This window comes from Evansella cellulosilytica DSM 2522, assembly GCF_000177235.2.
In the GTDB taxonomy this organism is placed as follows: Bacteria; Bacillota; Bacilli; order Bacillales; family Salisediminibacteriaceae; genus Evansella; species Evansella cellulosilytica.
In genome coordinates this window covers 1,329,257-1,354,446 of record NC_014829.1, presented here as the reverse complement: position 1 = coordinate 1,354,446, position 25,190 = coordinate 1,329,257, and the positions used below count along the sequence as shown (strand labels likewise).

Sequence of the window (25,190 nt, the reverse complement as noted above, 5' to 3'; positions counted from 1 at the left end):
AATCTCCTTTTACATGTCTACTACTTTTCTTTTTCTAGAAAAAATAGTAACTGTTCCTCCTACGATAATCATCAATAGCCCGATAAGCAAGTAGTTATATAGATTTGTTGCTGTATCTGGTAATTTCGTCTCATCGCTAGATCCTGTACTTGGCGTTTTGTCGTCATCTCCTGTGCCTGGCGTTTCGCCGTTATCTCCTGCGCCTGGGGTTTCGTCATCTTCTCCCGTGCCTGGGGTTTCGTCATCTTCTCCCGTGCCCGGGGTTTTGTCGTCATCTCCTGTGCCTGGTGTTTCGCCGTCATCTCCTGTGCCTGGTGTTTCGCCGTCATCTCCTGCGCCCGGGGTTTCGTCGTCATCTCCCGTGCCTGGGGGGGTGGCGCCAACAAATGTACCGACGATGTTCTCACCATCCTTTGTCAGTTGATACGTAAGTACTTCACCACTCCAAAAATAGAAGGTTAATTCTACTTCTCCATCATTTAATTCATTAAAAAATCTATACTCCCCATACGGAAAATAAATCTCATTCGCTTCATAATCAGGTGAAAAGGCATAACCAAATTCTTTAAAGGTAGTCCAATTGTGTGGTCCTGCCGCGCTTCCGTCAGGATAAATTGCCTCCATCGTTTTAAGGTCATCACCATTAAATTGTGTTGGTATAACGAAATCTCTCACTGTTCCTGATGCATCTTCCATTACTGGTGTGTCATATGATATAACCCTAATGTACCAATCAGCGCCTTGCGTAAACGTCGCTGTTAATTTGGCATTTACACCTAAGTCTTGTGAGGTAGTTAGCTCCTCTAGTAAGCTTGCATTTATGATTAATGCATCACCATTTAATTCATAGTCTTCTCCTTCTATTAATGTTTGTCCATCAAGAAGGAGGGATACAAATTCATTTCCATGTAAATGAAGTTGAAGGCTTGTATCTTCTATTTCTTCTCCTCTTTTCAAGTAAATGAAGTTTGATTCAGCTGTCGCAGATCTCGTTTCCCAGCTTGCTTTCATGATGTCATAAAGCTCCTGGTCTCTCCATTCAAAAGATGTTCGATTAAAGTGCTGTCCATTATCCCAGAGCATATGAGTAATCTCTTTTTCCTTTGCATAATGAATCATAAACTCAAAAAATTTAAGCTTCTCTCCTTGCTGAATAACACCAGTATGGGTGTCAAAGCCTAGTAAACCAAATTCCCCTAAAACTACTGGGATATCATTTGCTGTAAAAGTATCATATACTCGGTCAAATGTTTCAATAATATGCCCTTTTGTTTCTTCGTCGAAATGTGTATACCCAGCAACGTTTACACTGAATGGCCAAAACCCATAAAAATGAATGGTTGATATAAGGTTTGGATCATCAAGTTCGATGATAGTGTCATATAAATGATCTAATGTGTGCTGATGGTCGGGACTCGTATCTAATGTCGGTAGTACAAGTGGACGAATATCATTCATACCACCTGAGTTTCTCACAATGTCGTAGAAGGACATGTTGAGATCATATAAATAGCCTAATTTTTCTTCCTCTGATCCCCAAAATCTTGGCTCATTAATGCTTTCAAACATTAATTCCATCGGATAATCTTTAAAATGATCAGCTAGTTGCTCCCATATCGCATCAAAACGAGCAATCGATTCATCATAATCTTCATGCATCCCCGCTTCTAACCAAATCCAAGAATCGTGATGTATATTAATCATGACATAAAGATCTTCGTCTAAAGACCAATCAACGGCTTGTGTCACTCTATTAAGAAAGTCTTCATCAATCGTGTAATCTGGTCCTTCTGCCATCCTTTGATCAAAGGTGACTGGTATGCGAATACTGTTAAAGCCTTGATTCGCAATTTCTTCTATGAGTTCTTTTGTTACAAACGGGTTCCCCCAAGCAGTTTCATCTTCTCCAACTGCATCGAACGTATTTCCTAAGTTCCATCCAGGCTGCATCTCTTTGACGTAATCATTAACATCAAAATCTTGATCGTTTGCTTCGCTGCTCTGCGGGAAAATCATCATAGATATCATAAGAAAAAATGCGAAAAACATCATGCTAGACTTACAAAGGAGCAATCGTTGACAGTTAAAATGTTTTAACTCCATCCTCAAAATAAAACCTCCTTTAAAGTTCGCTCATACGGCCAAAACAACAACGATCTGAAACAAAAATAATCCAAAAACCTAAGTCACCATCCCCCTTCACCTAAGTTATTAAAGCGCTTACAAAGTTAATTTAACATACGCTAAAATGACAAAACACCATACTAATTAGAGGTAAATATATATAAAAAATAGCGATAAAGCTAATGGGGACGGTTCGGAACCAGTGAAAAAGTACTTACCCTTTAAGTATAGACTAATATATATAAGGTTATTTGAATATAGAAGTTGATGAGACCTGTGCAAACTCGCTTTCCGCGGGCGGCTGGTGAGCCTCCTTGATGCTTTGCATCTACGTAGTCTCACCCCTGCCTTTTCTCCCGCAGGAGTCTCGCTTGCTCCGGTCTCATCAACTTTTTCTATAATTAGATATATTGAATATTAATACAATAAAATATCAAGATTTCTACTTTTTCAGCGGTCTCGGACGGTTCTTGTTTGCCAAATTGGTTAATAGGGTTTAACAGGACAAGTTCTGGCAAACAAGAACCGCCCGTCCCTCTTTGCAAGAGGAACAAAAGCCTTTGTAAATGCTATGATAATAACATTTACAAAGGCTTTTGTGTGACCTTATCCATTTTATCCCCACCGCAAATTCATTGTTAATGTACAGCACCTTGATTGTGCAGGAGCTTCAGCATGGAGCGTGAAGGTCACTGACATAGGGGTGTAGGAAGTATTTACAACTGTAGCTACGCCTGTCTCCTTTACTATTTTATCGACCTCCACATCATTGCCTGCTTGAGCATGGTGCATTAGACGATACATAAGATCAGGAGAGGAATGAAGTTTATTTAATACAGTTTCTCCATCCTTGACTAATTGTTGATATGCTTCTAGAGATTTTTGAAATTGCTCTATATCAACTGGAGGGTACGGATAATCGTTATTTTGACGATAATACAGATAAGGGTGATAGTAGTTCGGGTAATAAGTGGGGTAATAGTGCACTTACATCTTCCTTCCTTTCACACATAGATAAATTCAGTACTATAACCTATGTCATTCACCTAAGAGAAGTGCACAATTATTGAAGTTAGTGAAGACGGTTCTGGCAAGCCAGAACCGTCCCTATTAGCCTCAACGGATAAAAATACAAAACTACTGGACATGAATTTGGACATGCATTAAGCTTAAGTCACTTCGAGGATGGTGGTATATTGAACAGACATACTGGTAATCACTGGATGAGGTCAGGTAGAAATACTTTGTACTTTCCTTCAAGTGAAGATGCTTGGCACTTTCACCATAAGTTCGATAATTAAAACTAGGAGGTATATATATGTCTAAGTCAAAACTCACTATGTTTATTACTGGTGGAGTTAGTATACTATCAATTTTTCTGGTATTCTATATATTTCCAAAAAATGATAATGAGTATATTGTTTCTAGTCATATTAAAGATAATTGCGAATATGAACGGATGAGTGCAGATGTGTTTTACCTAGATACTTTAGAAGATTTAGAATCTGTATCAAGTTTGATTATAGAGGCAAATATAAGAGGCAACTCAAAAAGCGTTAATTTTGAAAATAATGAAAAAGAAAGTAACCATTTGCTTAATAACCCCTATGCAGGGTTTACATCCACAGAAATAAAGATAAGTAAGATTTTCAAAGACCTTGAGAAAAAAGTAAATATAGGTGATGTTATAGAAATTATGGAACCTATGTATCCAATCGAGATAGATAATAACATGAAACTATTAACTTTTGAAGACTATGAACGACTAAAATCAGGTAATAATTATATACTTTTTTTATCTTGGAACGCAAATCAAGAATTATACGAAATTATAGCTCTTAATCAAGGGAAATACAACATCGAAAGCATTCTAACAAATGACCAAATCTCTTCCCATGATGTAGATTATTACTATTTTGCTGAAGAGGTAAAAGACAGATTTATTAACAATGATTAGTATGATAGACCTTCACTTCAAGACATTCGAACAGTGTTAGCTTGTTTGCCCAATACATTACTTAAAAGTTTTCTAACCTGCGTCATGGGGAGAAACTCTATCAATCTACTGGATAAATTCTTTGATCTGCTAATAGTTTAAGAGTAGGGACGGTTCTGGCAAGCCAGAACCGTCCCTATTAGCCTTTTAGCCTTTTTTTGTTAGCATCCTTGAGCCTAGTAGCACTGCCCATGCTTCGTCTTTATCATCTAAGAAAAACGAGATCGTTTTTCCTGTCGTTTCAATAATGAATGTATTTTCCCTTTCGGTGCAGCCTTTTAGTATATATTTCTCCCCATTAGATTTTAGCTTGAGCTGATCATCTTCTATTATTATTGATGCTGTATTTCCTTCATTTGAGTGATAGCTTCCAATATATCGCTTCGCTTTCTGAGGCGATACTTCTGTGATTGTATATGCTATTCTTTTTTGCTCTAAAGGGAGAGCTAATACAGTATTCATCGCTTGTAACCATATATCGTCTGCAGACACATTGGAAACATTACATAATACTGTGACTACGATCCCTTTCTCCGGTACAAAACCAAAGTTGGAGGAGACGCCAGGCTGTCCTCCGCCGTGTTCAACTAGTGTCATATTTTCACCACAGTAATTTGGAGTAACTTTAAACCCGTACCCATAATAAGAATCCTCCGTCACTGGAAAGGGATCAGACCACATTTTTCTTATAGTTTCCTGGGCAATAATAGCTGGTTTATTCATCGTGTATATCTCACCGTATTTTAATAAATCTAAAGCGTTTGAACGAATTCCACCACCTACTTCATAATTTCCTAATGTCGGCCATGCTTGTTCTTCCAAACATTCTTGGTCCTTATTCCAAATGTACGGCGTACTGACGTCTTCATACTTCGCAACTTCCTCTAAGCTCATTGTTGTCCGATACATGCCAATTCTGTTTAGTAACACCTCTGTCAAATGTCTACGAAAAAGCTTACCTGTGATCCTTTCAATAATGGCACCTAACAGAATAAAACTATCATTGCAGTAGCTGAAATAGTCACCCGGTTTCCCAAGTAATTCGTGCTCGTGCGTAAGGTATGTAATATGATCTTTTATTTGATTAAAGTCTTCTCTTCTTTCTAAAGGAGCTAGACCAGTCGTATGAGACAGAAGATGATAAATTTTTATATCAGCCATATCTTCTACGCCAGGAATCATCAGTTCTGGCAAATGCTTCACCACGCTATCTGTTGCAGATAACTTCCCCTCCTCTTCAAGCAGCATAATCGCTAGTGCTGTAAACGATTTTGTAACAGAAGCTACACCGAATATCGTGGAGGGAGTCACCTTTTCCTTCTTATTCACATTTCTGTATCCGAACCCTTTACTATAGATGATTTCCCCATTTATAGACGCTGCAACAGCAACACCAGGTATGTTTTCCTGCTTCATTTTTTCATGTAAAAAAAACTCGAATGGTTGCCAATTAATGATAAGTCCTTCCTCCTTAAGAATCGTTGTATTCATTTTCTAGTATTGTCATTTACTTCTATAAATGAGTCGATATTCCTTTTATAAATTAGGTGAATCAGGCGAATAGGGACGGATCTCATTTGCCGTTTGGCAAATGAGATCCGTCCCTACTTACTCTCTTTAATAGAACTTTGAAATGAACATTACTAACTTATCCTCAGATTCTAAGTCTCCTTGATAAGAGATGAAAACTTCGTCACCATTATTCAATTCTTCTATACTTTCTGTGAAATTTGAGTGGTACAAATAATAGACTACCTCTCCATTTTCATTTAAAGCTGTAAATGTATGGTTATCGATTATTTCTTCAAACACAGCAACAGTTTCATATCCATCGCCAGGCTTGTTTAAAACTAATAATCCATTTTGCTCGACGATAATCGTGCTTTCAAAACCTTTATCTGCCTCTTTATTCGTTTCACTAGTAGAGCAAGCTGTCAGTAAAATGACAAAGAAACATATTAATAAAAATATAATAGCTTTTTTCATTCCATTACCTTCCTCGTATGCTGTAATTATTGTTAGGGAATCTAAGACCACTCGATTATTATATCACAATACCACCTCTAGGAAGGAGCGAGGAATAGAATGGTTCTTGCTTCCATTTAATTAGTATATTTTTTATCAGATAATAAAAAACTAAATAAGGTTTGACACGAAACCATTTGGTTACATATACTAAGTGTTATAAAAGAAACCAAAAGGTTACATATTGAAGGGAGGATATAAATTTATGTCAACAGTTCCTGAAATTCGAAAACAAACAGTATTTCAAGCACCAATTGAAAAAGTATGGCAGGCCGTCGCTACTGCAGAAGGAATCGCATCTTGGTTTATGGAAAACGATTTTACTGCCGAAGAAGGGGCGACGTTTACGATTCATTCTCCATTCGGACCATCTCCATGTAAGGTTGTTACGTTAGATCCACCAAATGAACTTACTTTTACATGGGGAGACGCTGGATGGAAGGTATCTTTCCTACTTGAAGAAGAAGAAGACAAAACTTCTTTTACTCTCATTCACGGTGGATGGGGACAAGCTGATGAGATTGTTCCAGGACCAGGTCCAGACAAAACGAATAAAGATATTCGAGATACGATGGATAACGGCTGGGATTCGATTGTTTATGAAGCGTTAAGAAAAGTGGTTGAAGGTTAAATGTCTGCTCAAAAAAAGTACGATGTTTTTCAAGCAATTGCCGATCCAACGCGTCGAGAAATCGTACGTATGCTCGCGAAGCGTGATATGCCAGTTACTTTAATCAGTGAACAGTTTGAAATAAGTCGACCAGCTGTATCCAAGCACTTAAAAGTACTATCTGAATCACAAGTAGTTTCTGTTCAACGGTTCGGCCGAGAAAAAAGGTACCACCTAGAACGAGAGGCATTCTTAGAAATAAAAGAATGGCTCGCTTACTTTGACCAATTCTGGGATAACAAATTAGAAAAACTACGCCACACATTAGAAGGCGACACCAATCACATACGCCCCATCAAAAAAAGCTAACGGGGACGGTTCTCCTTTGCCAAACCTACTCATTTGCCTATCTGAGTAAAAAGAAAAAACGGTTCCGGCAAGCCGGAACCGTCCCTATTCACTCACTTTGACAAAAATCTCCCTACTATTTCCCTTCCTCACTCTGCTATGTATATTTTATCTCTTCAGAGAAATGGACCGAGAAAACTTGAGTATTCCTTTATCAATAATAGCAGCTATCCCTATTCCTGTTGCATATCGGAACAGATCCACTATGAGAAAGCCTTTGCCTAATATCAATGCTCCGAGCACTGTACTTCGAATCTCGTTAATCCACTCTGCCTGGTATAGCTGACTAAACTCAATTCCGAAGCAGAACAGTAAACTAAGGAGGATAGCAGTAATCAGGCTTTTTTTCACCAGTAAGAAACGGAATCCAAAATAGATCATCATCGCCCACAACGCATCTCCAGCATTTTCCGCTAAAAATAATGTAAGCAAGTCACTGTATTTTCTCGAAGCTAACCCTAATAACATAGTAAAAACAACGAGTACTATATATAAATATCTCAAGTTACCAAAACGAAAATGAATAAGCCTATTCATCGTATGATTCACCTTCTTTTGCTATTGTCTCCATCATAGCTTTATGGAAAAAAATGGTCAACTTGAATTATAAAGAAGAAAAAATCTGGGGCTCTGAAAGCAGCATCTCTACTATAATTAAATTCTATGGAAATCACATGGATAATTCCCACAATACAAATCCTAATATTCTATAATTACTACATTAGTTAGTAACTAGCTTGCTCACACATTCCAATAAAAGTATAGCCTTTTCATTGCTTTGAGAATTGATTATAGTTATAGAAGATATTCATTATATACGGGGTAAGATCTTATACACATCCCCTATCCTTTGGAGATGATATTGATGAAAATTGATTTACCTAAAATACAGAAGGAACTACCTGCAAAGGACTTTGCTGATATTTTTCACGAAGAAGACCATGAACTTATAATGTGCAGTGTAACTGATGCGGACTTTATAAATGAGGTATTAGAAAGAGCACGACTAACGAATATGGTAGTTAAAAATTGTCGGTTCAATAACACTGAATTCGGAAGAATAGATGTTACCGATGTTACGTTTGAAAACTGTGATTTCTCCAATGCTAAGCTGAGTGGAGCGTCCATTCATCGTGTGACGTTTCATAACTGTAAATTGTTAGGTGTTGATTTTACTGAATCTAGCTTTGGTAATGTTAAGTTTGATCAATCATTATTAAACTTAGCAGCATTCGGAAACTCAAAGCTACAAAAGGTGATATTCCAGGAGACAATGCTTGAAGGCTCCGACTTTTATGACTGCATCCTAAAAAAAGTTGAATTTAACCTATGCACACTTGATGGTACAAACTTTGAACAAACACCTTTAAAAGGAATTGATATAAGCACATCTACATTTGACAGCCTCATCGTATCAATAAACGACTTAAATGGCTGTAAAGTTTCTTCCCACCAAGCCATCCAACTATCATCACTGATCGGCTTGGTGATCAAAGATTAATCGGCTAACAGGGACGGTTCGTAACCAGTGAAAAAGAACTTGCTTTTAGTGAGCCCCTAATAAATATAAGGTTATTAGTATATAGGAGTTAAAGAGACCTATGCAAACTCGCTTTCCGCGGGCGGCTGGTAAGCCTCCTCAATGCTGCGCATCTGCGGGGTCTTACCTCTGCCTTTACTCCCGCAGGAACGAGCGTCGCTTCGTCGCTAATGCTACGAGTTGTCTCGACGGATACGCTTCAAAGCTTATGCTCGTAGAGGAAGAGACAGTTACCTCGCTTGCTCCGGTCTCTTCAACTCTTTCTATAAATTTATAAATTAGGTACTTTGAATAATAATGCAACAATATATTAATTTTTACACTTTTTCAGCGGTCTCGGACGGTTCTCCTTTGCCGGATGATTGTCACATATAGTCGATAGATTAACGAGTTCTCTTCCATTCTTCACAAAAAGAACGGTTCTGGCAAGCCAGAACCGTCCCCATTAGCCTTGTCTGACTAGTGACTCAAGGGCATAGCCCGTTTCAAATCCTCCTTTAGTTGCTTCTCCTAAGGATACATGTCCTGCTGCGTCGCCAATGACGAATACATTGTCGAGATGTTCTCTCAATCCTATTTCTAGCGGATTGTACGATGTAACCCCCATAGCAATGACTACTTGATCAACAACAATTTCCATTTGCTCACCTGAATTTTCCTCTTCTATAAGAATGGCATTCGGTAATATTTTCCTCACATTATGGTTAGTAATGACCGTTGCTCCCATTTTCTTTAACTTAGTCAACAGCCTTGCTCTAGTTTGTGGACTAATTTTACAGCTTGACTTTGTCGGAACTTCCACCAAAACTACTTCATTGCCTGCTTCAATTAGTTTGCGGACAGTGCTGTGACAAACCATCCCACTTCCAATTGCAGCAACCTTACTATTTTTAACGACTTTTTGTTCTAATTTTACTTCCTGATAGTTGTAAATATGCGGTTGTTCGATCCCTTTTATTTGTGGGATAAGTGGTTTACCTCCTGTAGCTAAAATAACCGCATGAGGATGAAAACTTCTGATTTTTTCTACTGTCGCTTCCTCGTTTAACCTTATATCTACTTTTAACCGTTCCATTTCATGCACTAAATAATCGATATACCAGTTCATTTTCTTTTTATAGACAGGTTCTGTCACTAACTGTAATTGTCCACCTAATTCGTTTGCTTTCTCCAATATCGTTACAGTATATCCTTTTAAAGTTAAAATCCGTGCTGCTTCCATTCCTCCAGGTCCACCACCAACAATGACTACATGGTGACTCTCACCGATTGTTCGGAATTGATTAAATTCAAGCTCTCTACCAGCACGGACATTAATAGAGCACGATATATGACCTTTGGAATAGGCGCAATGTAAACAAGAAATACACAATCTAATTTCCTTTTCTCGTCCTTCTAATGTCTTTTTTGTCCATTCAGGATCGGCTATATGACCACGTCCAATGGCAACAAAGTCTGCTTTCCCTTCTGCTAAAATCGACTCGACATACTTTGGTTCTCTTATGGAACCAACAGTAATAACTGGAATATTCACTTCCTTCTTTATCTCTTCTGCTAGATAGACTCTCCAACCTTGTTCATATAAAGGAGATTCAATTACTTTTTCCATCGAATTGTAATTTCCAGCACTTGCATGAATCGCGTCTACTCCTATTTTTTCTAAATAACGACTAATATTTTTACTTAAAGCAACATCAATCCCGTCTTCATCAAATTCATCGACACTTAATCTAACGATTACTGGGTAATCATTACCACATTGCTCCTTAATACCAATAATAATTTCTTCTAAAAAACGCATTCTGTTAGCGAAGCTTCCACCATACATATCTGTTCTTAAATTTGTGTGCGGATTTAAAAACTGGCTAATTAAATACCCGTGTGCCCCATGAAGCTCCACACCATCTACACCAGCCTCTTTACATCTAATTGCTGCTGTTACAAATTTTTTTACAAGCTCCTTCACTTCCTCCGTCGTAAGCTCCCGCGGTTTTTCCCCAATCGCTTCACATGTTACAGGGCTAGGTGCTACGATTTGCTTTCCGTCTGTAAGTAACGAATTCGATTCCCTTCCTGCATGATGCAATTGAACGAACAGTTTGGACCCATATTTATGTACGACATTTGCTAACCGGTAGAACCCTGTTACATAACTATCGTGGCTGATCCGTAACTGATTAACTGCTCCTTTTCCAAGTTCATGATCAATTACAGCAAACTCCGTTATGATTAATCCAGTACCTCCCATTGCCCTTTCTTCATAGTATCGAAGAAGATGATCGGTCACTTCTCCATTTGCTCCTGCTAGGTTCGTACACATTCCAGGCATTATTACCCTGTTTTGCAACGTTAGTTTTCCTATATACCCTTTGCTAAATAAGTAACGATACTTCAAGGTACACCCTCCTCTGATATATTTGTTCATCATTTCACATATTAAGTTATGAAGTGCTCATTTCATTATAAATGAATCTTTTAGCATGTATTGTTGAGATCCCCTATAACTTACGATATTTACTAAAATTGTCATAAAACATCCACAAATTAAAGCTAATTTTACATTTTTTTCTATACTATGATAGTAATCAGAGGTGAGAGTTTTATAATTTTTTAATGAAAAAGGTGAAATAAATGGATAACAAAGGACATCCCCATAGTCACAGAAAGAATGTTGATTATCGTTTAAATCCTTTCATAGCTATATGGGAGGTGACACGGGCATGTGAGTTAAAGTGTGTGCACTGTCGAGCAGATGCTCAGACGAAACCACACCCTTTGGAACTGAATCATCAAGAGGGCATTCAGCTCATTGATCAAATTTATGATATGGATAACCCTATGATCGTTTTTTCTGGTGGGGACTGTATGATGAGAGAAGATCTATTTGAACTAGCAGATTACGCAGTAAAAAAAGGGATGCGCGTGTCGATGACCCCGAGTGCAACCGAAAATGTCACAATCGAAAAAATGAAGATGGCAAAAAATGTTGGATTATCACGGTGGGCGTTCAGTCTCGATGGACCAACTCCAGAAATACATGATCAATTTAGAGGTACAGGTGGTTCCTTCGACTTAACTTTAAAGAAAATAAATTACTTAAACGAATTAGGTATGCCATTACAAATTAATACTGTTATTTCAAAATTCAACTATCATCACCTCGAACAAATGGCAGAACTCGTGAAGGACTTAAAGGCAATTATGTGGTATGTATTTTTCTTAGTGCCTACTGGAAGAGGACAGCAGAATGCATGTATTAGTGCAACAGAGCATGAAAAAGTTTTTAAATGGTTATACGAACTAAATAAAGTGATGCCATATGATATTAAAACGACGGCAGCACAGCATTATCGTAGAGTCGTCCTACAACAAAAAGTAAGGGAACAGAAGCTTGAAAAAGATGTCATTCGGTATGAGGATACGATTACATCCGATCATGCATCTGTTATCGATGGTTTAAAGAGAGCACCAAAAAGCGTGAACGATGGCAATGGATTCATCTTTATTTCTCATATTGGTGATGTGATGCCGAGTGGGTTATTGCCCATCAAAGTTGGGAATGTAAGAGAAAAACCGTTAAAGGAAATCTATCGTGAATCCCCCGTACTAAAAGAACTTCGGAACCCAGATTTATACAAAGGAAAATGCGGAGTATGTGAGTATCGTTACGTCTGTGGTGGCTCTCGTTCAAGAGCATATGCCGTAACTGGAGATTACCTAGAAAGCGAACCATACTGCATCTACCAACCTAACGGCTAACGGGGACGGTTCTCCTTCGCCAGCTCGCGGTAGTTTCCTAATCTTGTCTTTCAAGGAACTGGAAGGTAAACGAATAAGTCCTGTACTTCAAATCTAGAATAATAAGAAAAACGTAAAAACAGCTTTGTGAAGCTGTTTTTACGTTTTTTCTTTTAAAAGGTTCCGGCAAGCCGGAATGTCCCCATTAGCCAGTCACCTACTCTTCCAGGTGTAGAGATATTCAATTTGTTCATTGTTCACGTTCATGCCGGGATTCTCCACTACCCATTCCCCTGCTAGTTGTAACTCTTTACAGGCCAAATCAAATTGACACATTGCTATTCCAATATCTAATAACTGCATGTCATAGCCTAAACTGCTACTATAGTTCGGTGTATGTTCGATATAGAAGTGGACTTGCCTTCGATCTTTTGAAACGACCAGACGCCACGGCTGTTTATTTGATGCTGATGGTCCTATTCTAACCATTTCAAGAGGTAACTCTAGTTGACCCGCGTTGTCTTTCGATAAAGATGAGTGGAAACTCTCATCAAAAAAAAGATTCTCCCAAGCCTTTCTATTGTCTGATTTAGCAACCGCACGAATCGCTTTATCAAATAATCTTCTTTTCTCCCTAGGATATCCTACTGGGGTAACACAAGGGATAAATTCGCCCTCACTTACTATTAATTCCTTTTCAAAAGATTTTCGACTGAAAGTGCCCCCCATCCAGCAAGTTCCCAAACCTAATTCCGTTAAATATAGCACGAGCATTTGAAAATTATAGGCAAACTTCACTAAAGAATAAGTATCCTTTTCTGAAATTCCAACTAAATATCCTTTTTGGCTTTTAATAAAGCCGTATGTCCCAAGCTTTACCCCCTTTTCCGACCTGTTGCTCGTTACCTCTATAAACTCTATATTTCCAATCTTACCGAAAGGGCTTATTCGAGGTATTTCTTCTATATAATTCTCGATATTCTTTATATGCTCTTCTGTTAGAGCTACATCATGATACGTTCTTACAGATTGACGTTGACGCATCGTATCTATCACTTTGCCTTCTAGCTGCACTCCCATCCCTCCAACTACTTTGATAAAGCAAAAATTGAAACATAATAAAACACAGCATAGTACATTCCACACATCCGCATAATACCAGTTAAAACAAATATACTTGATTTTCAACAAATAGCATACTTTTTGCAACATCAATGCTAATAGGACCGCTAATAGGGACGGTTCTCATTCGCCAAATTATCAAAAGTTCCAACAGGAAGAACGTTCTTATTCGCCAACTCACAATTGTTTGCAAGTCTTATCATTCAAGGAACTAGCGAGGTAAACAAATACCGTCCACACTTCAAATAATGAAGAATAAAAAAATCGGTTCCGGCAAACCGGAACCGTCCGGAACCAGTGAAAAAGTACTTGCATTTAGTGAGCTCCCTAATAAATATAAGGTTATTAGTATAGAGGAGTTGAAGAGACCTATGCAAACTCGCTTTCCGCGGGCGGCTGGTAAGCCTCCTCTATGCTGCGCATCTGCGGGGTCTTACCTCTGCCTTTGCTCCCGCAGGAGTCTCGCTTGCTTCGGTCTCATCAACTCTTTCTATAAATCTATAAATTAGGTACTTTGAATAATAATGCAATAATATATTAATTTTTACACTTTTTCAGCGGTCTCGAACCGTCCCAATTATCACCACCAACACTCATAATTACTTTATAAAATAAAAAAATTACTATGAAGAGTAATTAACTATTGCTTTTAAACGTAAATGCATTTACTATATAAAGTAAAAGGAGGTGAATAAATGGAAAATTTGGAAAATATCCAGTTAAATGTTCCTTTATTAAGGCGTAAAGTTTCAAATTTAACGGCAGCAGCCCGATCTGTTGGTTTGCGACCTGCAACTGTCTCAAATTTATGTACTGGAAAGATCCCAATTGGTCGAGCAGAAGTAAAAACATTAGTGGCTCTCGCAACTTTAGCAGAATGTAGTTTGGATGATTTAATTATTAGAGGGGAGAAGATGGAGATGATTGAAACTGGAATCAAAACACTTGATGCCTTTGCTCCTTTAACAAAGGGAGGGACAATCGGTTTAGTAGCCAGATTTGGTATGGGACAGTTAGTTGTTTTAGCAGAAATGTTTCATCGTTTAAAAAAGAGAGGGTTTACTACTGTATTATTAGTTCCATCTGGAGAGAACCCAGAGATTAATGATATTACCGTAGAAGTTGATGTACAGGTCCATTCTGTAGATGAAGCATATGAAAAACTAGTGGCTTTAGGTAAAGAAAAGGACATTGCTTTTGCAGCAGATCGTTCTAACGTCATATCAGGGGATATTCACCAACTTCAAGAGCGTTTAAGTAATGTCGGTGTTACTATAACAACATTTTTAATAGATATTAAGGGGGAAGCGGTGGATGAAGATCTGCCTTTTGGCCCATTGGAAACCCTGTGGCAGTTTGATGCAGACTTAGCGGCTAGGCGGAAGTATCCTGCAGTTAATCCTATTTACTCTACATCTTCCATCCTAGAAGGCGGATATTTAGAACAAAATCATTTAGTTGTCCAGCAGCGTGCACAAAAGCTACTAAGAAGGTATCGAGAACTCCGTTCCTTAGTCTCCGTTAGTGGTATAGAGAAGCTACCTGCTTCAGAAGTTGACACGTATCACAGAGGTGAAAGGCTAGAAGCCTATTTAACACAGCCATTTTATGTTGCAGAGGAGTTTACAGGTAAAAAAGGAGAAACTGTTCACCTACGAGAAACCCTAGATGATATAAGAAAAATTTTGGACGGTGAAAAAGATTCCATCAGCGTTGAAAACCTGACTTTTATAGGAAAAATCTAGACGAAAGCTAACAGGGACGATTCGGAACCAGTGAAAAAGTTCTTGCAATTAGAGAGCTTCCTAATAAATATAAGGTTATTAGAATATAGGGGTTGAAGAGACCTATGTAAACTCGCTTTCCGCGGGCGGCTGGTAAGCCTCCTCTATGCTGCGCATCTGCTGGGTCTTACCTCTGCCTTTACTCCCGCAGGAACGAGCGTTTCTTCGTCGCTAATGCTTCGAGTTGTCTCGACGGATACGCTTCAAAGCATATGCTCGTAGAGGAAGAGACAGTTACCTCGTTTGCTCCGGTCTCATCAACTCTTTCTCTAATTAGGTACTCTGAATAATCATGCAACAATATATTAATTTTTACACTTTTTCAGCGGTCTCGGACGGTTCTTATTTGCCAAATTATCAACATTACCAAGAATGGCGGTTCTCATTTGCAAGAACTCTCTATCGTTTGCCAGTCTTTCCTTCAAAGAACTAGAAAGATAATAAATATCGTCCAATATAATATTCCTGGCAAACAAGAACCGTCCCGCTTAGCTACGTTTAGCCAACTGAATATGAAAAACGGTTCCGGCAAGCCGGAACCGTCCCCATTAGCCTATATTGCATCAACTGGGATAATTTCTGAAATATGAAATGCATCAACAGAAAAAAGGCAGCCTAATTCAGTTTCACCATGCTGTTGTTTACAATTTGGAATTAAAAAACCTTCGTATCCTTGTCTAATAAGATGGTTACGAAACTTCATGTTCGCTTCTTCCTTATTTAACAAAATAGCATGATCTTTCCAAGTAAGTTTTCTTTTCTTTTTACTAAAATAATCACAAAACACGTCACGATCATTCATAAATAACTCATAATTATCAAAGGTATTAGACTCATATATTTTAAGTTGAGGTTCATGAATATAAGCTTTATAAATAAAGCCCATAACTTGCCTTTCGACTTCTATGACCTTTGGCTCTCCATCCTCCCAAAATTCCGTATCCGACTGTTCAAAAACTTTCTCAGTCCCTATTGCATAGGCTTTAGCTGAATTGATATCAGATGTAAACCAAACTCCAATCGTACCAATGTTATTTATTTCATTTTGAACCAATGACTCTTTATTATCGTGTTCAAATTCTCTCATAGCTCCAAAATAGACAATCATATACATACCCTCCATTTTTAGAATACCCAAAACGGAGTTAATCATTACTAAGAGGGACTACTAAGAGGGACGGTTCTCATTTGCCCTTAGTACGCCTGCAGAAAAGTTCCACTGCTTTGTTTTATATTTCTTATCTTTATAAAGAAAGATACGGTTCCGGCAAGCCGGAACCGTCCCTATTAGCCTTTTTAGCCCAAATTCTCATCAAGTACTTGAATTAAAAAAGCATTCATATTTCGGCTAATTTTTATTTGCTCAATAAAGGAAAAACCTTCTGTAAAAATAATCAGCTCCACTTTTTTCCCTTTATGATCTTCCACATAAAGCGCTTGGTTAAGTACAAAAGCAGTTGAACCACCTTTCGCGCCGAAATGTGCATACATTTCCCGATTGGATGCATGAAGTTCCATAGGCCATTCCATCACGTCTCGGAGAACTTCCTCACCACCAGGAACGGTGGCTGTATTATCGGAAATCGCTCTCATCACCTTTCCATAATCCTTCACGGTTGCATTCGGCAGACGATCAGACCATATTTTCTGCAAATCCATCGGGATAGAAACGCTCTCATGGAAAAAGTCGGCCTCTCCTTCCTTCAGCTCATCGTGAACCTCCCACGCTATTTCCCTGTATTCTTCAAGAGACATCGATTGGAGCAGCTCCTTTAATTCGTCACTGCTTAAGCTTCCATCGTGCTGCTCATTTACAAATTCTGATACTAGCAATGCAGAAACAACTGGATAGACTGGGTCGTGATTTTCAAGGTCTAGTGCTTCTATAACATGATTTATCGAATCAGCACCTAATTTTTCTATTAAAAAATCGGTGTTTGCATTGGAACTGAACATGATCATTCCTTTAGCCACTTCATGTAAAGGGACTTCATTATTGACTATTTTATTTGAAGCGCTCATTTCATCGAGCCATGCGGGGTGTGCGCCGCCATCCGTATTGGCAAGGTAGAACTTTTCAAGCTCTTCTAATGCAATGAGCTCCCCTGGATCGACTGTACCCTTAGTCGCCTGGTTCGCATATTCGATCGCAATAATCGTCTTTACTACGCTAGCGAGAGGACGTTTCATATCTGCCCCTTCGCTAACGATCGATTCTCCGTCTACACTCACATGCATGGAAGCGAGATCAGGATTGTTGTCTATGTATTTCTGTACATAGTCCGGATCATCATGAAATATGTAATAGGCTGCCCCACCAATAAGGATAACAATCACACTAACGATAATGGCACCTGTCTTCGTATAGGTAGACCTGTCCGTTAGAAAACTCACGATAACAACGAAAATGATTACTGGAAGTGGCGGGATTTGTAGGACTTCAATGACAAACACCGCGAGGATAATGGAAAAAGTGACCACAACAACTTGAACCACCTTCCACACCGTTCTGTGTTTAGCAGAAAATAACGGCAGCGCGGTAAAAAGTATGAATCCTATAAAAACGATCCATAAATATAAATACATCGTATATCTCCTCTCTATCATACTGAAACTATGAAATCGAACTAGTTGAAAAAAGTCTACTTATTATCTTATTCAATTTTCATACAGTGTTTTCCTTTAATACAGGAAGGACGGAATGATTGGTTCTATTCTCCCATTCGTGTATAGATTAACGAACTGTAGTGCTGTGCTGTCGATCCTTTCCATTGGAAAAATCACCCATAAAAAGTTCATTTTCTTATTAATGAGTTGTATAATAGGGATGTGGGAGGGAATGCTGCGTGCCTATTATTTATTTTCTATTATTTTTTATTCTTTGGATTATCTTAGATCGATTTATTCACAGGAAGTTTAACCTTGAAAGACGCTGGAGTCGTGAACCAGTTAATAAGCTGCACAAGTATGTTCAAATAATCTTTTTTGTTGTATTTATTCTACTCATATGGATTTATCCTGGTTCCTTTATACAAGATTACTTGTACCTCTATACTTTAGGAGCTGTGGCTGTCATACTTTTCTTTCGAACAATAATGGAGTGGTTGTTTGAAAGAGAATCAAAACAGTACATCACCAGTTTTATGTACTCTATTATGATTACTTTGTTAACTATTATGTCTATCTTTTTCCTATTACCGAAAGACATCCATATCGTCCATACTGGATATATGTATTCTGAGAATGGCGAAATAAGTGAGCCTGTAGATGTAAAGGTATATGGTAAAATGGAACCTAATTTAATTTTAGGGCATTTATTTGTAGGGAAGTTAGAAATTGATGAGAGCACTTTTTGGGTTTCCACAGCTAGGAAAACTCAACTTGAAGTATCAGGAAAACAACGCTCTTTTTATCTGTCAGAAAAAGAAGGATCTAGTAATGGGGAAATTTGGACGACAAGAAACTTTGGTTCATTAGCTGGTAAAGCTTCCGCAATTAACCTTACTCAGCATGGACGCTCAAGTATAACATTTGCTTTCCCTGCCGAAACAAAACTAGAAGCAGAGCAATTATTTAACGAGTTCGCCGAGGAGTAACCATAAGAAAAACTAAAAACGAGCTTGAAGCTCGTTTTTAGTCTTTCTTAGAAGCTATAACCTTTTTTCCATTAAATATTCCTCAATCATATCCTCTAAATCATTCATCTCATTGATGTCGAGAACATTTGTCTCTTCTGCAATCTTGATTATTTGTATACTAGATAGAGCTAAGTAATGATATCCTTCAAGAATTTTGTCATAAAACTCTGTTGTTACATGTTCATCATGAGTATCATTATGAATATCATCAATGTGAGGATGGATATTTTCAACAGCTTCTAAATGAATTTCCATCGCTTGTAAATAATATTGGCGAATGAAGTCTGCTTCATCAGTTTCTAAAGTCAATCTCTTTAAGTCCCTAATACGTTGGGGAGTATCATCCATAAAGAATTTATAATGAATGGGAATTGTCATCTGTTGGTCTACTGCCCTCATAACAGATCCTAACCGAAAGACGTATTCATTCCCTAACTCATCAATTACGGTTTCAAAAAATAGTTCTAAATCACCTTTTAACGCTTCTTCTGGCGAATCAACTTCGATACCAACCCCTGGCCAAGCCCCTTCATATTCAAATCTTTCAAACTCAGAATCTTCATTATCCACCCTATCAACGTCATCAGACGTACTTGATTCTTCATCTTCAGAATTCTCTACTGTCTCTTCGCTTTCTAGAACTTCATCTGTTCCTAATTCTTCAGACTCGTTACTGTCAATCAAATCTACCCTTTCCCCAGACGTTTGATTACTATTACTACAAGCTGCAAGTGCAATTAAACATCCAACTAAACAAAAATACATTACTATACGCTTCAACTTTCCCATCACCTTCTTATTTCTTATAGGATTCCTGTGCAACATAGATATTTTATAAGATCCCTCGTTATAATTACACTAAAAATTCCATAATATGAAAAAAAAGGTAATTTAGTCTTATATTATATTCGCATTCTATTTAATCTCACTCTATCCATTAGTATTTTAATACCATAGTGAGAATTCGTTATTAGTAAAATAGTTCAGGTTATTGATGACTAGACTAATTAGTAAACGATATGAAAAAAATGGTTTATTTTATAGATAATTTATTCATATATTTCCTTTGCTTAACAAAATTGACCACAAAAACCGCATCCGATCAAAAAGCTAACCTACTTTTTTATTCTTTAATTGATTAAAAGGTAATGCCGTTAGCCACCGCCATATTATTTCAAATGGACCATGATTAAATTTTTTCAACCATAGGTGTGCAAAGACCATCATAGAAAGACAAATGAAAGCTAAAATTGCAATAGTTTGTAGTGCGTTAACCCTTCCCCCTAGACCAAACCCCCAACCATAAAAGATAATTGAAGCCATTATATTTTGTAACATATAGCAGCTTAGTGCAGTTCTCCCTACTTCTGAAAGCCTACGGAGTATAAAACGATCCGGACGTTTTTCCACCAACCAATGGAAGGCCATTAAATACCCAAGCGCCATTAAAGGGGCAAATAGATAACGTACAATAACCCCCAGGGAAAACAACGGAATAAACATAAGCGCATTTAGTGGTATACCTATAGCTAAACCCCAAAATAAGTATTTCTTTCTCGCTTGTATGCTTTCTGGTGATTGCCTAAAGATTCCTTTTCTTACTAAATAAACACCGAATAAAAATAACAAAATATTCATCGGGATGATAGCAATTGCTTCTCCTCTCATCCCCCAAAAGTCATTTAAGCGAAGCAGAACTTGATCAAAATAGGAGCCTGTGAGATAAACATAAGATATTTCATTCATCATCATGAGAAATTCTTCTCTAAATTCGTCCACTCTCATAATAATCTCTATTAAAATAGAAAATAGTAAAATACCAACAATATGTATAACTCCCAAAGTAATTGTCACTGTTTTAATTACACTAGTTTTACATTTTATTAGTAGTGCAACAATGATTCCTGTTATGGCATAGCCCATTAACACATCGTACTCAAAGACAAATAAATAATGAAGGAACCCATCTGCTAGGAGTAGAAGCATCCCCCATATGTACACCCAAATCCACAGCTTTTCTTTGTTATTTCTAATATAAGATTGACGTTTTAACTCTAACCCAATTCCAAATAATATCGTTAATAGACCTAAAAACTTTCCATTTGTAAAAAATAAAACAATTGCTTCTAAAATTAGATCTAGTGTAAAAACACTTGTCGTTTCCGTCCCTAATAAGACTTCATAATTTCCTAAATTACTAAAAATCCAAATATTCGTCCCTAGCGTCCCTAATATCGCAGCTCCCCGGGCAATATCTAAGACTAAAATTCTCTTTGACATCAGAAAACACACCTTTTATAGTAATCTTTAAAAGTATTTACGTATTTATTTTTAGTAGCAAAATTTCTATAGCTACATTAAATCCACTTTATTTCTCAAGCTTTAGAAAAAAGGTTCTCATTTGAAACAAATATAACTACAAGAAAAAATGGTAAAAGGATGAATTCTAGTCCCTCGTGCACTAGAATCCATCCCTTTTATATAAAAAAAGGAAACTTATTCAGCATTGCGATAGTGATAATCATACTGAAAATAATATACGGCGTCATCTGTTTGAAAAGAATACCTATTCCATACATTAGAATCTGTATTTGTTTCTTCTGTTTCTAATAAAAGTATTTCACCTGGATCGGTTCTCATGAGAGAGGATTCGATTACTTTTAATTCATTTTGCTCTTCATCTAATGCACGGATGAGAAACTCTACTTCTTTTTTCCCCTCTGAATTATTACTAATATAAAAATGATTATCGTATTTCCTACCTGCGCAACGTCTCACACAATCTCTCTCCGAACGAACGAGTACTATAGAAAATTCTTCTTCTTCATCTGCTTGTGCCACTGCATCCACGGCATTATGGAAAGCTAATACATATGATGCTTTCTCAGCAAATGGCATAAACCAAAAGATGAATAGTAAGACAATGACACCTATTCCTCCAGTAACTTTCCACACTAACTTGCTATTATAAGCCCCTTTGGGCATATTCTTCTTCTTGCTCCAAATCGTTACTCCTATGTTAATGATAGCAATGAGTCCTAGTGAAAAAGCAACCATAAGAAGCCCTATCAAATATTGTTCACCAGTTACATATAATGGAAGATCATATTGCATTAAAAAGTAAATTTGTCCTATTAAACTTGCAAGAAATAACAAAGAGAATAGCAGCAATGCAAATTTTACATTCACCTTCTCTCGCTTCCCCTCTTTCACATAGTGCTGTTGCCACAACAATATAAGAAACGGAAGCATGAAAATGATCATCAATATAAAAACCATAAAATCCCTCCTAAATTATCCATCTATGTATTTGGAAGTATTGGGACGAAAAACGCTAAGTGAAAAACTTATATTTTCCCACGAATTCCAACCTGTTCCTATATTTCCAAATTATATACGTTTTTTATAGTGATAAAGTTTCAATTTCTACACTTTTTTTTGGCTAATAGGGACGGTTCTTCCTTGCCAAAGAAGAACAAGAAAAAAATCCCTGCCCCCCAGCACTGTAAAGTTATACAGTACGGGGGGCAGGAACAATAAATTACATAACACTTCTCCTAAAAAGAAAATATCCTCCCCATATAAACCCAAGTCCAGTAATGATTGCCCCGATTGTTGAGATGATAGATTCTAAGGCTCCAGCTACCGTTCCTAGCGCAAATACAATCGTTCCAAGAATAAGTAGTAGTCCAACTACAGCTGGAAATATTCTCGCTCTCATCATTGAAATACCAACGAAGATCATACCTACTACAAAAAGCAGTGGACCAAACGAGTAAATAAAGTGATTCACACTTACTGCAAATATTTCATCCACATTAACATTTGAAACGCCCGCCATTTCAACAAACACAATTGCCGTTACGATAATCGTACCGATCACACCTAAAATCATACCTAGCGATCCGAAAATACCATTTTTATCTCTTTGTAATTCATGAAATCCAAAAAACGCAAAAACAATAAGAAGATGAGCAATAAATACAATAGCTTGTCCTATTAATATACCTTCGCCATTTGAAAACAGCAGATTGATAGAGTGAGCTGTAGCAAGAGAGAAACCTGCAATGATAGACATAACCCCACCTAATTGGATACGAAACGCATTCTCCATTCACATTCCTCCTTTATTTGTTAATGCTGACATGTCTCATTGATTCCATACATACATTAGAATTTTGTTGACTATAACTAATGCTCCGAAGATAAATGCTAATGTAGATTTAGAGACAGCTAACAGTGCTAAAATCGCACATCCAAAAATTGCTATCTCAAGTAACAGACGATAACCCCCTGTTAAAGGTATTTGTGCTGCTGGGGAACCAAATAGTCCCCATATTATCATGATCAACAAGGGTGTACCAATACCTAGTAGTATTTTGAAAACCATTCCTTTTCCAACAACAAACCCCCAATAACTAACTGCCACAATAGCACATACTTCCAACAGAAACCGTAATACGAGATTCATAAACAACTTGTTTACACCCCATTATAAGAAGCGTGTCAAGGACACATAAATTTTGACCCATAGACACCCTCTTTAGTTAGTCAAACTCATAAAATTAGTATTTTTTAACAGTTAATTCCTTTATATTCCAACCACTAGCTATTGTCAATCAAAATATATCGGCTAATAGGGACGGTTCTTCCTTGCCAGAGAAAAAGCTGCCAAGGTTAAAACAGATTCTTTCCCCGACAAATATAACTAGGTAATAAGATATAATCTAACCTTCCTAAACGTGTTAAGGAATCGACACACTTTACAGTTTTTTACAAAATACAGTAAATAGGAACCATGCCCATTTAGTTCCATTTATAGGTTCAAATGTATGTGATTAATAGTATGATTTAGATGACTTTAACTAATTTTCCCTTAACTGGAAGATGGGGTTATTTGTAAAACGAGAGGAGAGTTGTTTCATTGAAGAATTGTATCGTTTTTGTTTTTTCTATACTCTTAGCATTAGGATTAATTGCATGTGACATTCCCGAATTAATGGATATGGTATCCGAGGACGAGAAAGTCGAAGAACATGATCAGAATTCAGATGAGCAGGGAGTTGATGAAGAGAGCCCAGATGGTGAAGATGCAGAGACAGCAGCTCCAACAGAATCCGATTCTGGCGTTCAACTATTAGAGGATTCCTCCGCTCACCCACAAGGAGTATTCTACAAAATAGAAGAAGGCTCAAATACCGTATATTTATTCGGATCCATTCATGTCGGTGTAGAAGACCTCTATCCTCTACATGACTCTATCGAATCGGCCTTTGCAGAGTCGGACTATATAGCCGTCGAAGTCGACATTTCTAACATCAATGAATTGGAAGCGATGGCAATAGCCATACGTGACGGTATCTTTTTAGATGGTAGAAACTTAAAGAACAAGCTCGGCGAGGAAGCTTTTGAAGGTCTTGTAAGCTTAACCTCTGAATATGGACTACCATTAAATGAAACGGTCCTTAACTACATGAAACCTTGGGTAGCTAAGGATTTATTGACTACTGCCATGGTAGAAGAGGCCGGACTCCAAACAGAGTATGGGATTGATTTATACTTTCTAGAAAGGGCCACCGACGATAGTATGGAGATAATTGCACTGGAAACAATGAGGGAGCAATTAGAAGTCATCCAAACCATGTCTGACGAAGCTCAGGCAGCAGACCTCGCCAAGTCCATAGAAGAATTTGACGAAGGCGTTGAAGAATTAAGTTTGTTAATGGAGCTGTGGATCGATGGCGATATAGAAGCAATAAGTGCCATGCGACATGTGGGCGACGATGCTACTGAAGAGTACAGAGAATATATTAAAGCACTTACTGACGATCGTGATGTAAAGATGGCGGAGAAAATTGAAGAGTTTATTCTTGGAGACAATAATGACACTTACTTTGTTGTTGTCGGTGCCATGCATCTTGTTGGTGAAAATAGTGTTGTAGATTTACTTACCAAGCAAGGATATAATGTCGTACCAGCAGCAGGCGGTTAAATGAAAGGCTAATAGGGACGGTTCTTCCTTGCCAGAAGCCTCACCAACATACATAATGGGGCGCGCCATTGCTTTATACCCCATTAATCACAATCTTATAAAGAAAAAAACTAAAAACGAGCTTGGTAAAGCTCGTTTTTAGTCTGTTCTTAGAAACGGTCATTGTTTCCAAAATAACCAATTACTCTCTTTTTTTTCAAATTCACTCTTGTC

At 37.6% G+C, this 25,190-nt stretch carries 22 protein-coding genes; 8 read left to right on the top strand and 14 right to left on the bottom strand.

The window, feature by feature from the left end:
• Window positions 1-9 precede the first annotated feature (9 nt).
• Window positions 10-2,103, bottom strand: coding sequence for a cellulase family glycosylhydrolase (locus BCELL_RS06065; protein WP_157184272.1), 2,094 nt, complete (start codon window positions 2,101-2,103; stop codon window positions 10-12).
• Between the two features lie 636 nt (window positions 2,104-2,739).
• Window positions 2,740-3,111, bottom strand: a complete 372-nt coding sequence (locus BCELL_RS06060; RefSeq protein WP_013487796.1) for a YuzC family spore coat inner layer protein — start codon at window positions 3,109-3,111, stop codon at window positions 2,740-2,742.
• A gap of 331 nt (window positions 3,112-3,442) precedes the next feature.
• Between BCELL_RS06060 and BCELL_RS06055 the strand changes: the two genes are divergently transcribed.
• A complete protein-coding gene (locus BCELL_RS06055; protein ID WP_013487795.1) occupies window positions 3,443-4,081 on the top strand; it encodes a hypothetical protein in 639 nt (212 codons plus the stop codon).
• Between the two features lie 186 nt (window positions 4,082-4,267).
• Here the strand turns inward: BCELL_RS06055 and BCELL_RS06050 are convergent, their stop codons facing one another.
• Both BCELL_RS06050 and BCELL_RS06045 read right to left on the bottom strand, forming a co-directional pair.
• On the bottom strand, window positions 4,268-5,611 hold the full coding sequence (locus BCELL_RS06050; RefSeq protein WP_013487794.1) for a serine hydrolase domain-containing protein: 1,344 nt from the start codon (window positions 5,609-5,611) through the stop codon (window positions 4,268-4,270).
• 126 nt (window positions 5,612-5,737) lie between these two features.
• On the bottom strand, window positions 5,738-6,106 hold the full coding sequence (locus BCELL_RS06045; protein WP_013487793.1) for a substrate-binding domain-containing protein: 369 nt from the start codon (window positions 6,104-6,106) through the stop codon (window positions 5,738-5,740).
• A 244-nt stretch (window positions 6,107-6,350) separates the two neighbouring features.
• Between BCELL_RS06045 and BCELL_RS06040 the strand changes: the two genes are divergently transcribed.
• Entirely contained in the window at window positions 6,351-6,776 is a 426-nt protein-coding gene (locus BCELL_RS06040) for an SRPBCC family protein (protein WP_013487792.1), read from the top strand.
• Window positions 6,777-7,124 (top strand): ArsR/SmtB family transcription factor, encoded by a 348-nt coding sequence (locus BCELL_RS06035; RefSeq protein WP_013487791.1) that lies wholly within the window; start codon window positions 6,777-6,779, stop codon window positions 7,122-7,124.
• Between the two features lie 147 nt (window positions 7,125-7,271).
• Here the strand turns inward: BCELL_RS06035 and BCELL_RS06030 are convergent, their stop codons facing one another.
• On the bottom strand, window positions 7,272-7,700 hold the full coding sequence (locus BCELL_RS06030; protein ID WP_013487790.1) for a ribosomal maturation YjgA family protein: 429 nt from the start codon (window positions 7,698-7,700) through the stop codon (window positions 7,272-7,274).
• Between the two features lie 328 nt (window positions 7,701-8,028).
• On the opposite strand from BCELL_RS06030, the gene BCELL_RS06025 reads away from it, so the two are divergent.
• Window positions 8,029-8,664: a pentapeptide repeat-containing protein gene (locus BCELL_RS06025; protein ID WP_013487789.1), complete on the top strand. Its 636-nt coding sequence runs from the start codon at window positions 8,029-8,031 to the stop codon at window positions 8,662-8,664.
• A gap of 484 nt (window positions 8,665-9,148) precedes the next feature.
• On the opposite strand, the gene BCELL_RS06020 is transcribed toward BCELL_RS06025, so the two are convergent.
• The gene (locus BCELL_RS06020; RefSeq protein ID WP_013487787.1) at window positions 9,149-11,098 is read right to left on the bottom strand and encodes an oxidoreductase; all 1,950 of its coding nucleotides are present in this window, start codon (window positions 11,096-11,098) and stop codon (window positions 9,149-9,151) included.
• A gap of 236 nt (window positions 11,099-11,334) precedes the next feature.
• Here BCELL_RS06020 and BCELL_RS06015 point away from each other — a divergent pair, with 236 nt between their 5' ends.
• A complete protein-coding gene (locus tag BCELL_RS06015) occupies window positions 11,335-12,462 on the top strand; it encodes a TIGR04053 family radical SAM/SPASM domain-containing protein (RefSeq protein WP_013487786.1) in 1,128 nt (375 codons plus the stop codon).
• A gap of 192 nt (window positions 12,463-12,654) precedes the next feature.
• On the opposite strand, the gene BCELL_RS06010 is transcribed toward BCELL_RS06015, so the two are convergent.
• The gene (locus BCELL_RS06010; RefSeq protein WP_041808148.1) at window positions 12,655-13,521 is read right to left on the bottom strand and encodes a nitroreductase family protein; all 867 of its coding nucleotides are present in this window, start codon (window positions 13,519-13,521) and stop codon (window positions 12,655-12,657) included.
• 746 nt (window positions 13,522-14,267) lie between these two features.
• Between BCELL_RS06010 and BCELL_RS06005 the strand changes: the two genes are divergently transcribed.
• Window positions 14,268-15,308, top strand: a complete 1,041-nt coding sequence (locus tag BCELL_RS06005; RefSeq protein ID WP_041808673.1) for an ATP synthase beta subunit C-terminal domain-containing protein — start codon at window positions 14,268-14,270, stop codon at window positions 15,306-15,308.
• Between the two features lie 592 nt (window positions 15,309-15,900).
• On the opposite strand, the gene BCELL_RS06000 is transcribed toward BCELL_RS06005, so the two are convergent.
• Both BCELL_RS06000 and BCELL_RS05995 read right to left on the bottom strand, forming a co-directional pair.
• Window positions 15,901-16,455 (bottom strand): hypothetical protein, encoded by a 555-nt coding sequence (locus tag BCELL_RS06000; RefSeq protein ID WP_013487783.1) that lies wholly within the window; start codon window positions 16,453-16,455, stop codon window positions 15,901-15,903.
• 188 nt (window positions 16,456-16,643) lie between these two features.
• Window positions 16,644-17,933 carry a serine hydrolase gene (locus BCELL_RS05995; protein WP_013487782.1) on the bottom strand — a complete coding sequence of 430 codons (1,290 nt, stop codon included), beginning with the start codon at window positions 17,931-17,933 and terminating at the stop codon, window positions 16,644-16,646.
• 260 nt (window positions 17,934-18,193) lie between these two features.
• Here BCELL_RS05995 and BCELL_RS05990 point away from each other — a divergent pair, with 260 nt between their 5' ends.
• Entirely contained in the window at window positions 18,194-18,943 is a 750-nt protein-coding gene (locus BCELL_RS05990) for a DUF4181 domain-containing protein (protein WP_013487781.1), read from the top strand.
• Between the two features lie 54 nt (window positions 18,944-18,997).
• Here the strand turns inward: BCELL_RS05990 and BCELL_RS05985 are convergent, their stop codons facing one another.
• The 5 genes from BCELL_RS05985 to BCELL_RS05965 form a co-directional block, all read right to left on the bottom strand.
• The gene (locus BCELL_RS05985; protein ID WP_013487780.1) at window positions 18,998-19,765 is read right to left on the bottom strand and encodes a hypothetical protein; all 768 of its coding nucleotides are present in this window, start codon (window positions 19,763-19,765) and stop codon (window positions 18,998-19,000) included.
• Window positions 19,766-20,095: 330 nt separating this feature from the next.
• Window positions 20,096-21,265 carry a DUF418 domain-containing protein gene (locus tag BCELL_RS05980; protein ID WP_013487779.1) on the bottom strand — a complete coding sequence of 390 codons (1,170 nt, stop codon included), beginning with the start codon at window positions 21,263-21,265 and terminating at the stop codon, window positions 20,096-20,098.
• 216 nt (window positions 21,266-21,481) lie between these two features.
• Entirely contained in the window at window positions 21,482-22,264 is a 783-nt protein-coding gene (locus BCELL_RS05975; RefSeq protein WP_013487778.1) for an MFS transporter, read from the bottom strand.
• A gap of 262 nt (window positions 22,265-22,526) precedes the next feature.
• Window positions 22,527-23,099 carry a hypothetical protein gene (locus BCELL_RS05970; RefSeq protein WP_013487777.1) on the bottom strand — a complete coding sequence of 191 codons (573 nt, stop codon included), beginning with the start codon at window positions 23,097-23,099 and terminating at the stop codon, window positions 22,527-22,529.
• Between the two features lie 36 nt (window positions 23,100-23,135).
• A complete protein-coding gene (locus tag BCELL_RS05965) occupies window positions 23,136-23,456 on the bottom strand; it encodes a YrdB family protein (protein WP_013487776.1) in 321 nt (106 codons plus the stop codon).
• Between the two features lie 453 nt (window positions 23,457-23,909).
• On the opposite strand from BCELL_RS05965, the gene BCELL_RS05960 reads away from it, so the two are divergent.
• A complete protein-coding gene (locus BCELL_RS05960; RefSeq protein WP_013487775.1) occupies window positions 23,910-24,977 on the top strand; it encodes a TraB/GumN family protein in 1,068 nt (355 codons plus the stop codon).
• Window positions 24,978-25,190: the final 213 nt, after the last annotated feature.